At 65.3% G+C, this 14,380-nt stretch carries 14 protein-coding genes; 10 read left to right on the plus strand and 4 right to left on the minus strand.

Features of this window, described 5'->3' with window-relative positions:
• Positions 1–66 precede the first annotated feature (66 nt).
• Genes AAA989_RS03770 through AAA989_RS03780 form a run of 3 tightly spaced genes read left to right on the plus strand, consistent with a single transcriptional unit; the run spans position 67 to position 1,518 of the window.
• Positions 67–384: a hypothetical protein gene (locus tag AAA989_RS03770; protein ID WP_338241249.1), complete on the plus strand. Its 318-nt coding sequence runs from the start codon at positions 67–69 to the stop codon at positions 382–384.
• The gene (locus tag AAA989_RS03775) at positions 384–617 is read left to right on the plus strand and encodes a hypothetical protein (RefSeq protein WP_338241250.1); all 234 of its coding nucleotides are present in this window, start codon (positions 384–386) and stop codon (positions 615–617) included. Before AAA989_RS03770 ends, AAA989_RS03775 begins: the two co-directional genes overlap by 1 nt.
• 7 nt (positions 618–624) lie before the next feature.
• Positions 625–1,518, plus strand: a complete 894-nt coding sequence (locus tag AAA989_RS03780; RefSeq protein ID WP_338241251.1) for a sulfotransferase family protein — start codon at positions 625–627, stop codon at positions 1,516–1,518.
• A 3-nt stretch (positions 1,519–1,521) separates the two neighbouring features.
• Here the strand turns inward: AAA989_RS03780 and AAA989_RS03785 are convergent, their stop codons facing one another.
• Positions 1,522–2,796 (minus strand): sulfotransferase family protein, encoded by a 1,275-nt coding sequence (locus AAA989_RS03785; RefSeq protein ID WP_338241252.1) that lies wholly within the window; start codon positions 2,794–2,796, stop codon positions 1,522–1,524.
• Between the two features lie 128 nt (positions 2,797–2,924).
• On the opposite strand from AAA989_RS03785, the gene serS reads away from it, so the two are divergent.
• Genes serS through AAA989_RS03800 form a run of 3 tightly spaced genes read left to right on the plus strand, consistent with a single transcriptional unit; the run spans position 2,925 to position 6,067 of the window.
• Positions 2,925–4,205 (plus strand): serine--tRNA ligase, encoded by a 1,281-nt coding sequence (gene serS / locus AAA989_RS03790; protein WP_338241253.1) that lies wholly within the window; start codon positions 2,925–2,927, stop codon positions 4,203–4,205.
• 3 nt (positions 4,206–4,208) lie between these two features.
• Entirely contained in the window at positions 4,209–4,964 is a 756-nt protein-coding gene (gene surE, locus AAA989_RS03795; protein ID WP_338241254.1) for a 5'/3'-nucleotidase SurE, read from the plus strand.
• A 17-nt stretch (positions 4,965–4,981) separates the two neighbouring features.
• Positions 4,982–6,067: a potassium channel family protein gene (locus AAA989_RS03800; RefSeq protein WP_338241255.1), complete on the plus strand. Its 1,086-nt coding sequence runs from the start codon at positions 4,982–4,984 to the stop codon at positions 6,065–6,067.
• 12 nt (positions 6,068–6,079) lie between these two features.
• On the opposite strand, the gene AAA989_RS03805 is transcribed toward AAA989_RS03800, so the two are convergent.
• On the minus strand, positions 6,080–6,496 hold the full coding sequence (locus AAA989_RS03805; protein ID WP_338241256.1) for a DUF1761 domain-containing protein: 417 nt from the start codon (positions 6,494–6,496) through the stop codon (positions 6,080–6,082).
• 85 nt (positions 6,497–6,581) lie between these two features.
• Here AAA989_RS03805 and rimO point away from each other — a divergent pair, with 85 nt between their 5' ends.
• The 4 genes from rimO to AAA989_RS03825 all read left to right on the plus strand — a co-directional run bounded on the left by rimO (position 6,582) and on the right by AAA989_RS03825 (position 11,798).
• Positions 6,582–7,952, plus strand: coding sequence for a 30S ribosomal protein S12 methylthiotransferase RimO (rimO, locus tag AAA989_RS03810; protein WP_338241257.1), 1,371 nt, complete (start codon positions 6,582–6,584; stop codon positions 7,950–7,952).
• Between the two features lie 352 nt (positions 7,953–8,304).
• Entirely contained in the window at positions 8,305–9,462 is a 1,158-nt protein-coding gene (locus tag AAA989_RS03815; RefSeq protein WP_338241258.1) for a PepSY-associated TM helix domain-containing protein, read from the plus strand.
• On the plus strand, positions 9,459–9,659 hold the full coding sequence (locus tag AAA989_RS03820) for a hypothetical protein (protein WP_338241259.1): 201 nt from the start codon (positions 9,459–9,461) through the stop codon (positions 9,657–9,659). Before AAA989_RS03815 ends, AAA989_RS03820 begins: the two co-directional genes overlap by 4 nt.
• Positions 9,660–9,689: 30 nt before the next feature.
• Positions 9,690–11,798 carry a TonB-dependent receptor gene (locus AAA989_RS03825; protein ID WP_338241260.1) on the plus strand — a complete coding sequence of 703 codons (2,109 nt, stop codon included), beginning with the start codon at positions 9,690–9,692 and terminating at the stop codon, positions 11,796–11,798.
• Positions 11,799–11,816: 18 nt separating this feature from the next.
• Here the strand turns inward: AAA989_RS03825 and AAA989_RS03830 are convergent, their stop codons facing one another.
• Positions 11,817–13,040 (minus strand): amidohydrolase family protein, encoded by a 1,224-nt coding sequence (locus tag AAA989_RS03830; protein WP_338241261.1) that lies wholly within the window; start codon positions 13,038–13,040, stop codon positions 11,817–11,819.
• The gene (locus AAA989_RS03835) at positions 13,037–14,365 is read right to left on the minus strand and encodes an amidohydrolase family protein (RefSeq protein ID WP_338241262.1); all 1,329 of its coding nucleotides are present in this window, start codon (positions 14,363–14,365) and stop codon (positions 13,037–13,039) included. The genes AAA989_RS03830 and AAA989_RS03835 overlap by 4 nt, the downstream gene beginning before the upstream one ends.
• Positions 14,366–14,380 lie beyond the last annotated feature (15 nt).

Here is a 14,380-nt window from a genome sequence, read left to right on the forward strand (position 1 = left end):
CCGGATACCAGTCGGCGAACCCGTTCGAACCGATCGTGCAGAAAGCTGAATGAGGGAAGACCGGGTTTGATATTCACAGATCCTCTTTTCCTTTTCGTATTCCTCCCAATCGCGCTGATTGCATTCCACCCGATCGCCAGGTCGGTCTCGGCGGCGTTCTTTCGCTACGGCACCTTCGTCAGCTTCTTCCCGCAACTGATCATCGGGCCGATCACCTACGTCGGCGAAGTCAAACCGCAGATCCAGTCAAGGCGCTTCCTTCGCCTCAATCCCGTCGACCTGGCCGCGGGGCTGGGCTTCATTTCGATCGGCATGTTCAACAAGGTCATCACACGTGGCTGCAATCGTGCCGCGTGCTGGAACGCGGTGGGGAACGGCGCGTGATGAAAGGCCTTTTCGAAACCGCCGCGCAGGCCGGCGTCCAGACATTACGCGCTGAATACGTTCCGGCGGATCGCAACGGCATGGTGTCGGATTTCTACAGCAGGCCGGGTTTTACCGTATCCGAAGAACACGACGATGGCACAGTAATCTATTCTTGTGACGTTCCGGACTATGAAAGCCATCCAACTTTCATAGAAGTGAGCGTGGTCAGATCGTCACAACCAGGTATATGAAGAACCAATGCAATTTCGTGACATAGATTTCATCATCATTGGCGCCGCGAAGTCGGCGACTACCTGGTTGCAGACCCAGCTGCAGGCGGATCCGGCCATCTACATGCCTGATCCGGAGCTTCACTATTTCTCGCGCGAGTATGATCGCGGCGAAGACTGGTACCTGTCGCATTTCAAGGATGCGAAGCCGGGCAATACGATTGGCGAAAAGTCCAATTCCTATCTCTATCAGACCGAAGCCGCCGCCCGCCTCCACCGCGACGTGCCGCAGGCGAAACTGATTGCCCAGCTGCGCAACCCGATCGAGCGGGCCTATTCAAGCTATTGCATGCTCTACAGGCGCGGCGAAGTCAGCGCGGACATCGCATCCTACCTGGATCCCACGGTCAGCCAGCATGTGCAGATCCTGGGTTCCGGAAATTTCCCTTCGCACCTTGAGCGGTTCATCGACCTCTTCGGGCGCGAAAAGCTTCTCATCCTGTTCTTCGACGGGGTGAAGGCCGATCCCGAGGCGCAGATGACACAGGTGCGTGCTCACCTGGGCCTGCCGCCCCGACCGCTGGCCACCAAGGCGCGTCGAAAGGTGAAGGACAAGTCGGCGCCGCTGGTCCCCGCCGGTTTGCGAAAGCATCTTGGGTGGATGAAACCCCTGGTGCGCCCCCTGCGCGGTTTCGGCCCGTTCGAGGCCGCCCGCGGAATGATTGCGCGCAAGGTCGACTATCCGCCGCTTACGGACGAGCTGCGCGAACGTCTGAACGAGTATTACGGCCCCTCCATCGAAGTTCTGGAGCAGATGAGCGGCCAGTCGCTCGCCCATTGGTACACGCCGAAGGACGACCCCGTTGAACAGGTCTGCCCGGAAGTGGAGCGCCGGGCGCGAATTGCTTCCGTGACTGGCTGAGGCCTAGCGACCGATCGCGCGCGTTTCCCGCAGGACGTCGAACCGGCGGGCGTAGTCGCCCAGTTCATCCATCACGTCATCGTCCGTCAGCCCGAATTCGTTCAGGCTATAACGATGCGGCTGACGCTTGAGAGCGCTGGCCTCCTCGCAATAGGCCTCCATGGCAGGCCACGCATGGGCGACATCGAGGTCGAGAAAGCGGTAGATCCGCTTCATCGCCGCGCGCCAGTCGCGATCGACATCCTCGAAATGCACGTCGATCATCCGGTCGGGGGCGATCGACCTGCGGCTCTTTTCCATGCGCTGGATCTGCACACGCGTCTTGCGAAGCCATTCCCGGCCCACGTCCTGCGCATCGGCGTGGTCGGAATAGATGCAGGTCTGGTTCCAGGCGAGCGATGACGAGCTGGCGACCACCTGCCGGGGGTCGCGGTGCGTGAAAATGAAGCGCGCATCGGGAAAAACGCGGAGCAGGGCATCCAGATCGAGCATGTGCTGCGGCGTCTTGAGCACCCAGGGCTTGAGCGAACTGGCCTGCTGCGACCAGCCGATCAGCCGCAGCAGGCGGGCCATCTGCGTATAGGCCGGTGACGCATCCTGCGCTTCGCACCAGCGACCGTAGCTCGGCACGTGCCACTGCGCCTCGTGCTTCATGCCCCAGAACGAGTTCACGAACAGGCCCAGCTCCTCTTCGGGCTGCATCGGTCCCGTGGGATGGATGGAAAGCGTCCGCGGGTTGGCGAGGTCGGCGACCTTGCGAGCTCGCCTCGCCAGCGTGACCCGGTCGTCCTTCCCCTCGAACGTGAAGCCGGGATAGGGCACCGGCGAAATCGTCTCGAAGCTGCGCATGTGCGCGAAACGCCGGTCCGCGGCGAGCAGCCGGTGCAGCCGCGTCGTGCCAGAACGCATGGGACCGACCACGAACACCGGGTTGAGCAGGGGCCGAGCAAGGATTTCGGGATGCGTGGCAAACCACTGCTGCGCCCGCAACCGGTCCACCAGCACCTTCTCGCACTGCTTCATCGCCACCCAGGCGCCGGCCTCGTGCAATTGCGCTTCGGATTCGAGAGCCTGCAGCAGAACGGCAAACGGTTGTTCGAACCACGGATCGCCGAAATCGTCGGATCCGGCCCGAACCGCCGCGCGATCCATCAGGGTCTGCTTGTCGAAGGTCGCGGGCTGCATCAGCCCTGCACCGATAGCTAGGCGCGTGGCGCCTTTCACGATGTCCACGAAGCGGGTGCGCCGCGGAGGTTTCTCTATAGTCCTGTCCAGCAAATCAGGTCCTTGTCCATCTCCTCCGCGTGCCTTTTCCAGTTCCCGAACCGGCCAAAAGTTCCCGCCGTGCGCAATCGCGCGCCTCTATGCTGGACAAGCGGCAATCTGGCGGGGCATAGCCCGCGGCCATGCATGACTTGCGCTATATCCGAGAGAATCCCGACCAGTTCGATGCTGCCCTCGCCAGGCGCGGGGCAGACCCCGTTTCCCGGCGGATCCTCGAGCTCGACGAGCAGCGGCGCCAGCTGACCACGCGCCTGCAGGAGATGCAGAGCCGCCGCAACGAAGCGTCCAAGGCGATCGGCCAGGCCATGGGCCAGGGCGACAAGGACAAGGCAGAGGCGCTGAAGGCCGAAGTGGCAGAGATCAAGCAGTCCATGCCGCAGGTGGAGGACGAGGAGAAGGAGATCGCGGCGGCGCTCAATGCTGTGCTGGCCTCTCTCCCCAACCTTCCCGCTGATGGAGTTCCGGAAGGAGAGGACGAAAGCGACAATCTCGAGGTCAGCCGCTGGACGACGCCCCACAGCCTGCATTTCAAGGCGAAGGAGCATGCCGACCTGGGGCCGCCGCTGGGCATGGATTTCGAAACCGCGACCGCAATGTCCGGCGCGCGCTTCACTTTCCTGCGCGGCCAGATGGCGCGCCTCAACCGGGCGATCGCGCAGTTCATGCTCGATCTGCAGGCAGGCGAGAACGGCTATACCGAGTGCGCCCCGCCCCTGCTGGTGCGTGACGAGGCGGTATTCGGCACCGGCCAGTTGCCCAAGTTTGCCGAAGACCTGTTCCAGACGACCGACGGGCGCTGGCTGATCCCCACGGCCGAGGTTTCGCTCACCAATTCCGTGCGCGAACAGATCCTCGACAACATTGCCGAGCCGATCCGCCTCACCGCGCTGACGCCCTGCTTCCGGAGCGAAGCCGGTGCCGCGGGCAAGGACACGCGCGGCTTCATCCGTCAGCACCAGTTCGACAAGGTCGAGCTCGTCTCGATCTGCCGGCCCGAAGACGCCCATGCCGAGCACGAGCACATGGTGGAAAGCGCCGAGAGCGTCCTTCGCGCGCTCAAGCTGCCCTATCGCAAGATGCTGCTGTGCACGGGCGACATGGGTTTCGGCGCTCGCAAGACCTTCGATCTCGAGGTATGGCTGCCGGGGCAGGATGCCTACCGCGAGATCAGCTCGATCAGCTGGTGCGGCGATTTCCAGGCCCGGCGCATGAATACGCGCTACCGGCCGGAGGACGGCGGCAAGAAGACCGATTTCGTCCACACGCTGAACGGTTCGGGCCTGGCCGTGGGTCGCACGCTTGTGGCGGTTCTGGAAAACTACCAGCAGGAAGACGGTTCGGTCGTGGTGCCCGAAGTCCTGATGCCCTATATGGGCGGTACCGAAAAACTGGTACCCGCCTGATCCATGCGCATCCTGCTTACCAACGACGACGGCATCCATGCTCCCGGGCTCAAGGTGCTGGAAGACATTGCCAGCCAATTGTCCGACGATGTGTGGGTCTGCGCTCCGGCAGAAGAGCAATCGGGTGCGGGCCACTCGCTGACCCTGCACCATCCCGTACGCCTGCGCGAGCACGGGAAGCGGCGGTACAGCGTGACGGGGACGCCCACCGACTCCGTCAATCTGGCCCTGCGAAAGCTGTTCGCGGATCGCAAGCCCGACCTTGTGCTTTCCGGCGTCAACGCGGGCGAGAACCTGGGCGACGACATCACCTATTCGGGCACCATTTCCGCGGCGATGGAAGCCGCGCTAGCAGGCATTCCGGCCATCGGCCTCAGTCAGGCGTTCCGCGAAAAGGGGCCGGGTTTCGACGCGGCCTCGCAGTGGGGCAAGCGCGTGCTGGAACCGCTGATCGACATGCAGATGGCCAAGCGAACCCTGGTGAACGTCAACTTCCCGCCACTGCCCGCAGACGACGTGCGCGGCATCCGCGTCGTGCGGCAGGGCTTCCACGACTATGCCCGCGGCTCCCTGGCGGAGGGCACGGATCCGCGCGGGCGCAAATACTACTGGTTCGGCCTGCAGGATGCAGAGCACACGCTGGACCACGGCACCGATCTCGAAGCCGTCGATGATGGCTACGTCGCGGTGACGCCCCTGCAACTCGACCTGACGCACCACTCCGCAATTTCGGATATTGCCGACAGGTTCGTTGCGTGACCGGAACGCGCTGAGGGATGGCTCGCTCGCACATCAAGCCGGAGCCCCGGCGGGTAGGCAAGCGCCGCTTTGCCCCGCTGCGCCGGGCGGTCAACATTCCGGTCTGGGGCGACCTGTTCATTCGCCTGGGGCTGGCCGTCTTCCTGATCTTCATCGTGGTGATGATCCACTGGTGGGACCGCGAAGGTCTGGTCGACAATCTCGACGGCCATGTCAGCTTTCTCGATGTGATCTATTTCACGATGATATCGATCACGACGACCGGCTTCGGCGACATCGCCCCCATCAGCGACAGGGCGCGGCTGGTGGAAGCGCTGATCGTGACGCCGGTGCGTTTCGCCGTGCTGTTCATTTTCGTGGGCACTGCCTACAACTTCCTCATCAAGCGTAGCTGGGAGAAATTCCGCATGGCCCGCATCCAGGACCAGCTTTCCGATCATGTCGTCGTCCTCGGCTTCGGGGTCTCCGGATCGGAGGCCGTGGGCGAACTTATCGAGCGCGGCACCGACCCCGCCTGCATCGTCGTGATGGACATGGACGAGGAACGCCTCGAACAGGCCGAAGCGCTGGGCTGCAACGTCATCGAGGCAGACGCCACGCGCGACGAGAACCTGGAGGCGGTTCGCATCAGCAAGGCCCAGACCGTGCTGGTATCCGCCGGCCGCGACGATGCCTCGATCCTGATCGTCCTGACCGTGCGGCACCTCGCGCCCAAGGTCCCGATCAGCGTCGTCGTGCGCGCCGCCGACAACGAACTGCTTGCGCGCCAGGCGGGTGCGGACAACGTCATCAACCCGGTGCGGTTCACCGGCCTGCTGCTGGCAGGCAGCGCGCGCGGGGCGCACATCGCCGACTACCTGGGCGACCTTGCGTCCATCACCGGGCGGGTGCAGCTGGTGGAACGCGAAGTCCTGCCCGAGGAGATCGGCAGACCGCTCAGCGAACTTTCCACCGGCGGCCGGGGCCTGCGCATCTACCGCAACGGCGGTGCCTGCGGGTTCTGGGAACACGAGGCGGATTGCCTCCAGGCCGGAGACATCGTGGTCGAGATCCGCCCCTCGGTCGACCAGGAGGACCAGGACAAGGCCGGAGCAGAGGCCTAGGCCTCCCTTTTCTCAGCCCAGCGCGACGAAGACCCCGCCAGCCGCTGCCATGCCGACGACCAGATAGGCGGCGTCGATCGCGAACAGCTTCCCCGGGCGCATCTGGAACAGGTAGTTGATCCCCAGCGCCGGGGCCATGATCAGCGCACCGAACCCTACGGCCATCATCATGATGACATGCGGCTGTGCGCTGGTGCGGGCGATATTGTGACCCAGCATCAGCACCACCAGCATCTCCAGCAGGAAGGCCAGCAGCATGATCAGCCAGGTCGGGTTCTGCCCCTCCCGCGGTCCCTGCTTCACCATTTCGTCGGTAATGCCGTTCATCTCGCGCCACGGCTTGCCGAACAGCGGGCCGTACCAGAGCGCCCCGATCACGAAAAAGGCCAGCGCGCCCAGCACCACGGCCAGCAGATTCACATCGCCCATATTCCCACTCCCCAAGTCGACCCGGGTCCGCGTCCCGATACGGCTCTAGCCCAAAGGCGCAATCGGGTGTAGGGGGCCGCGCATCATGGCATCGCAGATTCCCGAACAAAAGCGCGTGGGCATGGTCAGCCTCGGCTGTCCCAAGGCGCTGGTCGATTCCGAGCGCATCCTCACGCGCCTGCGGGCGGACGGCTACGCAATGAGCCCGGACTACCAGGGCGCCGACGTCGTTCTGGTGAACACATGCGGCTTCCTCGACTCCGCGAAGGAGGAGAGCCTGGAGGCCATCGGCGAGGCGATCAACGAGAACGGTCGGGTCATCGTGACCGGCTGCATGGGCGACGAGGCGGAACTGATCCGTGCCCGCTTCCCCCAGGTGCTCGCCATCACCGGCGCGCACCAGTACGAGGACGTGGTGGAGGCCGTGCACGAGGCCGCTCCTCCCAGCCAGGGGCCCTATATCGACCTCGTCCCGCAGCCCGACGTCAAGTTGACGCCGCGGCACTATTCCTATCTCAAGATCAGCGAGGGGTGTAACCACTCCTGCGCCTTCTGCATCATCCCCACGCTGCGCGGAAAGCTGGCCAGCCGCCGGATCGATGCGGTGCTGCGCGAGGCGGAGAAGCTGCTGGCCGCCGGCACGAAGGAACTGCTGGTGATCAGCCAGGACACCAGCGCCTACGGCGTCGACACCCGGCACGAGGAGCGCGAATGGAAGGGCCACCCGGTCCGCGCCCACATGACCGACCTTGCCCGCGAACTCGGCCAGATGCGCACCACCGAGGGCGCGGTGCCCTGGGTGCGCCTGCACTACGTCTACCCCTACCCCCACGTGGACCAGGTCATCCCGCTGATGGCCGAGGGATTGCTGACCCCCTACCTCGACATTCCCTTCCAGCACGCCAGCCGCAGCGTGCTGAAGGCCATGAGGCGCCCGGCGAACGAGGCGAAGGTTCTCGAACGGCTGAAGGGCTGGCGCGAGATCTGCCCCGAGATCGCGGTGCGGAGCAGCTTCGTGGTCGGCTTCCCCGGAGAGACCGAGGACGACTTCAAGTACCTGCTGGACTGGCTGGAAGAAGCGCAGCTCGACCGGGTGGGAGCTTTCCGCTTCGAACCGGTGGAAGGCGCGGCGGCCAACGCCCTGCCCGATCCCGTGCCCGAGGCGGTGAAGGAAGAACGCTTCGCCCGCGTGATGGAAGTCACCGAACGGATCAGCGCCGCCAAGCTGGCCGCCAAGGTCGGCAAGACCATCCCCGTGATCATCGACGAGGTGGGCGAACCCGACGAGGACGGCGACGTGGGCGCCACGGGCCGCAGCCAGGCCGACGCTCCGGAAATCGATGGGCAGGTGTTCCTGCGCAACGTCACCGAAACTCTGGAACCCGGCAATTTCGTGGACGTGGAGGTGGAAGACGCCGACGCGCACGACCTGTTCGGGGTCATCTCCGCCGGCTGAATCGAGGAAATGCGGAACGCCCAGGCGGGTGTTTCGAAAATTTCCGTTCCGTTGCAAACATCTGAGAACAAATGCTTCGCCGACAATTTCGCGGAGAAAAATGTCACCTTCCGCAGAGTTGAAGCCGGAGGCGCACCGATACGTCAGAACGGACGGTGTGAAAGAGCGGCATCGGGCTGAAGGCTTGTGGCTTTGTAGGACAGCCGTCAGTCATCCGGGACACCCCTGGGCGACGTCGCGCGACCTCCTGCTATTGCAAATGATTATCATTGACCGTCGCGAGTGCAATCTCTAGCCAGCGCCACTGCCGCCTGTGGATTCGCCGCGGGCGTGAAGAGAATCTGGGGCGCGCATGCGACGGTCGACGATCAAGGGGTGGTTCCTGGTCCACAAGTGGACCAGCCTCGTCGCGACCCTGTTCCTCCTGATGCTTTGCGTCACCGGACTGCCGCTCATCTTCCATGACGAGATCGACGCGGCATTCGGCGAAGACTACGACGCGACCCTGCCCGGTGCGCCTTCCGCCGAATCCGGGCTGCCTCTCGATACCATGCTCGAAACCGCGCTGGCCCAGCGGCCCGGCGAAGTGCCGCTGTTCATGGCCTTCAGCCAGGAAAGCCCGCTGCTGACCGTTACGACCGGCCCCGCGCCCGATGCGCCGGGCGATGAGATGACCCTGCTTTTCCTCGACCGTTCGACCGGAGAATCGCTCGGTCCCGCCCCCGGCGGCGGCTTCATGGACTTCATCCTCCAGCTTCACACGGACCTCTTCCTCGGCCTGCCGGGCATGCTGTTCCTGGGAGTGATGGGCGTGCTGTTCGTCACCTCTCTCGTTTCCGGGGTCGTGCTCTACGCGCCGTTCATGCGCCGCCTCCACTTCGGCACACTGCGCACGCGGCGGAGCCGGCGGGTGCGCCGGCTGGACCAGCACAACCTGATCGGCATCGTCGCGCTGGGATGGATGCTGGTGGTCGGCCTGACGGGGGTTATCAACGCATTTGCCGACCCCCTGGTCGACAGCTGGCGCAACGGCGAACTGGCCGAGATGACCGCGCTCTACGAAGGGCGCGGCGCCCTGCCCCCAGAAGACTACGGCTCGCTGGACGCGGCCATGGCCTCCGCGCAGGAAGCGCTGCCGGGGCGGTCGCCGCAGTTCATCGGCTTTCCCGGCGGCGACTGGAGCACCGGACATCACTACGCCGTGTTCTTCCAGGGTGACCGTCCGCTGACACAGCACATCCTCACCCCGGCCCTGATCGACGCGCGCAGCGCCCGGCTTACCGATGCGCGCGCGATGCCCCCACTGAACCAGGCGCTGATGCTGTCGAAACCGCTCCACTTCGGCGACTATGGCGGACTCCCGCTGAAATTCGCCTGGGCCGCCATGACGCTGCTGACGATCTGGGTCCTGTGGACCGGCGTCATGCTGTGGCTTCGTCGCTCGCCCGCACACATGGAACGACGGATCGACGAGATCGCGCTGGGGGCGATGGAAGGCCAGCCGGCATGAAGGCCATGGCACCCCACCGCCGGCGGCGCCGCGCGGGCGTCGCAACCGTATTCGCCATTCCCGCCCTTCTGCTGGTGGCAACCGTCGCGGGTCTCGTCATCGGCCTGACCGGCGACGGATTACCCGATCTGCTTTCCTGGGGCCTGCTTGCCTTGCCCCTCGTCGTGCTCGCCCGTTGCTGGGCGCGGCGCGGCTGACCCATCTTCTCCACACAGACAGGACCACTCATGACGCACCGTCTTTCTGCCATTTCTTTGTCCGCACTGGCCGCCGCCCTTGCCGTCCCCGCCGCTGCGCAGGATAGCGATGCCATCATCGTGACGGCCCAGCGCAACAACGCCACCGAAGTCGTCAACGGCGGCGATGCGGGCGTGCTGGGATCGCAGCGCGCCGAAGACCTGCCATTCGCCATCCGCAGCTTCGACGAGACGCTGATATACAACCAGCAGCCGCTCACTATCGGAGAGGTGCTGGAGAACGACCCCACCGTGCGCACCACCTACGGTTTCGGCAACGCGGCCGAACAGTTCGTGATCCGCGGCTATTCGCTGTTCGGTGACGACGTGGGCGTGAACGGCCTGTACGGCATCGCCCCGCGCCAGCTCGTGGCCCCGGAACTGTTCGAGCAGGTGCAGGTGCTCAACGGCTCCAGCGCCTTCCTCAACGGGGCGGCGCCGGGCGGATCGGGCATTGGCGGCAGCGTCAACCTGGTGCTCAAGCGGGCTGGCGAGGATGGCGCCCGCGCCACCGCGACCTTCGTGGGCGACGGCCATGTCGGCGGCAGTTTCGACGTGTCGCGCCGCTTCGGTGAGAACCGGGAATTCGGCCTGCGCGTGAACGGCGCCTATCGCGATGGCGAAGTCGCCATCGACCGCGAGGATCGTCGCACGCAGGTTCTTGGCGGGGCGCTGGACTACGATGGCGGGGCTTTCCGCGCCGCGCTGGACATCGCCTACCAGGAAGTGCGCGTGGACTCGCTGCGTCCCAAGGTCAGCTTCCTCACCGACGAGCTGCCGCGCGTGCCGGATGCCGATGCCAATTATGCGCAGGACTATACCTACACCGAACTCACCGACGTGTTCGGGACGCTCAGCTTCGAGCTGGACCTTGCCCGAAACGTGCTGGCCTATGCCAAGCTGGGCGCGCGCAGCGGGGACGAGGAAGGCATCTACGGCGGCATCCAGGTGACCGATGCCGACACCGGCGCGGCGACGAGCGGCTTCCACTCCTTCATCCCCTACGAGCAGGACAATCAGGCCGTGGAGGCCGGGCTTCGCGCACAGGTCGCGACGGGACCGATCACGCACAGCCTGAACGTGGGCGGCAACATGATCTGGCAGGAAGACCGGACCGCCTACGACTTCTTCAGCCCGTTCGAGACGAACCTTTACGACACCGTGCAGGTGGCTCCCCAGCCCACCGCCTTTGCCGGGGGCGACCTCGACGATCCCTACCCCATCACCAAGCGCGAGCTTTCCAGCCTGTTCGTCTCCGACACCATCGGCCTGCTCGACGATCGCATCCTCGTGACCGGCGGGCTGCGCTGGCAGGATATCGAGATCGAGCGTTTCAGCTATTTCGGTGGCGGGCTGGACACCAGCTATGTCGAGGACGCGGTGACCCCGGTTGTCGGCGTGGTGGTGAAGCCGGTCGAGGGGCTGTCGCTCTACGGCAATTACATCGAGGCCCTGCAGGAAGGGCCGGTCGCCCCGCTGGACCCGGAAATCTCCAATCCCGGCGCCGTGCTGGCACCGCGCATGTCGACGCAGTACGAGGTCGGAGGGAAGGTCTATTTCGACCCTTCGATCTTCGCCACCGTGTCGCTGTATCGCATCGAACGACCCGGCGAGGGCTTCGTTACCGACGGATCGGGCGAGACCCGCTTCGACTATGTGGGCGAACAGTCCAACAGCGGGATCGAGCTGACCCTGAACGGCGAGGTCGCCCCCAGCCTGCGCGTTATCACCGGCCTGGCATGGGTCGACGCGGAATTCGACAGCGGGCTGGACGCGCCCGGCGTGCCCGGTTTCGCGGCGATCGCGAACGTCGAATGGGATGTGCCCTTCGCGCGCGGGCTGACGCTGAACGGCCGCGTGACCCACACCGGCGAGCAGGAAGCGAATGCGGCCAATACGCTGCAACTCGACAGCTGGACCGTGCTGGACCTTGGCGCGCGCTATGTCTTCGCGGCGGGCGAAAGCCCGGTGACCCTGCGTCTCACCGTCGATAACGTGACGAACGAGGCCTACTGGGCGTCGGCTTTCGACGCCTTCAACCCGGCGCTGCTGCAGGGCACGCCGCGCACGGTGAGGGCTTCCGCCTCGATCGCTTTCTGATCGCCTGTGGCGAGGCGGTCAGCGTACCGCCTCGCTCACCACCTCGCCCTCGATCACCACGCCCGTTACGTGGCTGGTGTATTCGAAGGGGTCACCGTCGAACATCGCCACGTCGCCGTCCTTGCCGACTTCGAGGCTGCCGATGCGCTCGTCCATGCCGATGATGCGGGCGGCGTCGATGGTGACGCTGGCCAGCGCATCTTCACGCGAAAGGCCGTTGCCGGCGGCGAAACCGGCCTCCCACAGCACCACGCGGGTCTTGGGCACATAGGCCTCGTATCCCGATTGCAGCGCGAAGGGTATGCCAGCCTCGGCCAGCACGCTGGCGGTGGTGAAGGCGGCGTTTTCCATCTCGCCCTCGTTGCGGGCCATGGTGGGGTGGAGGATGACCGAGACGCCGGCCTCGCGCAGTTCGTCCAGCATCATGTGCGCATCCGCCGCGCCGTCTATCACCACGTCGATGTCGAACTCGTCGGCCAGCCGCAGGGCGGACTGGATATCCTGCGCACGGTGGGCGGTGACGAGCAGCGGGCGTTCGCCCTGGATGACCGACCGGAACGCCTCGTTCACCAGGTCGCGCGTGCCGTTTTCCTCGGCGTCGTCATCATCGTCTTCCATGTCGCCGCTCTGCGCCTGCACCAGTGCCTGGCGCAGCATGGCCATCTGCTTGGCGCGCGTGCCGGGAGAGCCTTCCTGGTCGAGCGCCCAGGCACCCAGGTTGGCGACGACCATCGTGCCGTCCTCCACCAGCGCTGTATCCACGGTATTGCCCACGGTCTTCACCACCATGGTCTGTCCGGAGACCAGCGCGCCGGGGCCGTGGCCCGTGTGCAGCGTGGTGGTGCCCAGTTCGCGCACCCACTGCACCAGCCGGTCGTGCGGGTTGTAGGCGTCTACCGCGCGCAGGTGCGGCTGCACCGGTTCGGAGTCGTCGAGCTGGTCCTGATCGTCAGGCTGGTTCAGGTAGCCGGTCAGGCCGACGGTGGAATGGGCATCCACCAGTCCCGGCGTCACGATGGGCGCTTGCAGCACCTGCATGCCGGTGGGGATGGTCGTGCTGGCAGCCGGGCCGACCGCGGTGATGCGCCCGTCCTCGATCACCACCACGCCGTCTTCGATCACGCCTGCCGAACCCATGGTCCACACCTGTCCGCCGCGCACGGCGACGTCCTGCGCGAAAGCGGTGGTGGAAAGCAGCGCGGTCGTGGTTGCGGCGAGGATCGTCTTGCCAAGAGTGTTCATCGGGCGTCTCCCAGCATGCGCGCTTCGCGTTCGAGAACGTGGGTGTTGGTCTGCGGATTGCCCGCGCCGTAGCCTCCTGTGGCCATCAGCAGGTCCTCCGGATCGGAGCTGTCGTAGAGCAGTTCGCCCATTACCCAGGTTTCCGCAACGTCGGTATAGACCGACAGCGGATCGCCGGTGAGCACGACGATATCGGCCATCTTGCCGACTTCCAGGCTGCCCACGTGTTCGTCCAGGCCCAGCTGCACCGCGCCGTTGATGGTGATCGCGCGCAGGGCGCCTTCGCGGCTCATGCCCGCACGCACCGCGATGCCGGCCTGGCGGAACATCATCCGGCTATCGACGATGTTGTCGTCCGAATGCAGCGAGACAAACACGCCCGCCTGTTCCAGCCGGGCGGCGGTGTCGATATCGGCCTCGGCCGCTTCCAGCTTGCCGCCGGGGCTGTCGATCAGGATGGCGGAGACGGGCACGCCCGCCGCGGCAATCTCGCCGGCCACCTGCCCGCTTTCGATGCCGTGCTGGATCAGCATGTCGAACCCGAACTCGCGGTGCAGGCGCAGCGCGGTCATGATGTCGTCGCTGCGGTGGGTGTGGAAGTGCACCAGGCGGGTGCCGTCCAGCACCTCGCACATGGCATCCATCCCGAGGTCGCGCGGAGAGCGGTCGCCCTCGCAGTATTCCTGCGCGGCGACGAAGTGCGAGCGCACCATGGCGGCGCTGCGCGCACGGGTGGAGGGAAAGGCGGTGCTTTCGCGCAGGGGATTGGTGCCGTTGGCCATCTTCATCCCGCCCAGCACGTTGCCGTCCTCGTCCATCCAGGCATAGTCCTCGATGGTGTTGCCGTCGGCCAGGTGCATGTAGAAGGTCTGCCCGCTCATCAGATAGCCCGAACCCGGCATGATGTTGGCGGTGGTGACGCCACCCGAACGGGCGCGGTTGATGGAACTGTCGCGCACGTTGATCGAATCGAGCGCGCGCACGTCCGGCTGGATCGCGGCGGAGCTGTCGGCCCCGGAAACCTGCCCGATATGCGAGTGGGTATCGACGATGCCCGGCAGGATCACCATGCCCGTGGCATCGCGCCGCTCGGCATCGGCGGGGACGGCCACGTCCGCGCCCACGGCCACGATCTCGCCGCCCTGAATAACCAGCGTACCGCCTTCTATCGCACCAAGGCCACTATTGCCTGCCATGGTGTAAATGGTGGCATTTTCGAAGGCGATGGGCCGATCCTGGGCCAAGGCCTGCGAGCCGAGGGCCGATGCCGACAGCGCGGCCGCCATGGCGGTGACGGCCATGGCCGCGCGTTTCAACGAATGCATGAAAGTCCCCTTTTC

It is taken from the genome of Aurantiacibacter hainanensis (assembly GCF_036321025.1).
Lineage (GTDB): Bacteria > Pseudomonadota > Alphaproteobacteria > Sphingomonadales > Sphingomonadaceae > Alteraurantiacibacter > Alteraurantiacibacter hainanensis.

Bases quoted from the DNA above. Each gene is read 5' to 3' on its own strand.
- AAA989_RS03780 (WP_338241251.1), top strand. From the start codon at position 625: ATGCAATTTCGTGACATAGATTTCATCATCATTGGCGCCGCGAAGTCG.
- serS (WP_338241253.1), top strand. From the start codon at position 2,925: ATGCATGACTTGCGCTATATCCGAGAGAATCCCGACCAGTTCGATGCT.
- surE (WP_338241254.1), top strand. From the start codon at position 4,209: ATGCGCATCCTGCTTACCAACGACGACGGCATCCATGCTCCCGGGCTC.
- AAA989_RS03775 (WP_338241250.1), top strand. From the start codon at position 384: ATGAAAGGCCTTTTCGAAACCGCCGCGCAGGCCGGCGTCCAGACATTA.
- AAA989_RS03830 (WP_338241261.1), bottom strand. From the start codon at position 13,040: ATGAACACTCTTGGCAAGACGATCCTCGCCGCAACCACGACCGCGCTG.
- AAA989_RS03835 (WP_338241262.1), bottom strand. From the start codon at position 14,365: ATGCATTCGTTGAAACGCGCGGCCATGGCCGTCACCGCCATGGCGGCC.
- AAA989_RS03805 (WP_338241256.1), bottom strand. From the start codon at position 6,496: ATGGGCGATGTGAATCTGCTGGCCGTGGTGCTGGGCGCGCTGGCCTTT.
- AAA989_RS03815 (WP_338241258.1), top strand. From the start codon at position 8,305: ATGCGACGGTCGACGATCAAGGGGTGGTTCCTGGTCCACAAGTGGACC.
- AAA989_RS03800 (WP_338241255.1), top strand. From the start codon at position 4,982: ATGGCTCGCTCGCACATCAAGCCGGAGCCCCGGCGGGTAGGCAAGCGC.
- rimO (WP_338241257.1), top strand. From the start codon at position 6,582: ATGGCATCGCAGATTCCCGAACAAAAGCGCGTGGGCATGGTCAGCCTC.
- AAA989_RS03825 (WP_338241260.1), top strand. From the start codon at position 9,690: ATGACGCACCGTCTTTCTGCCATTTCTTTGTCCGCACTGGCCGCCGCC.
- AAA989_RS03820 (WP_338241259.1), top strand. From the start codon at position 9,459: ATGAAGGCCATGGCACCCCACCGCCGGCGGCGCCGCGCGGGCGTCGCA.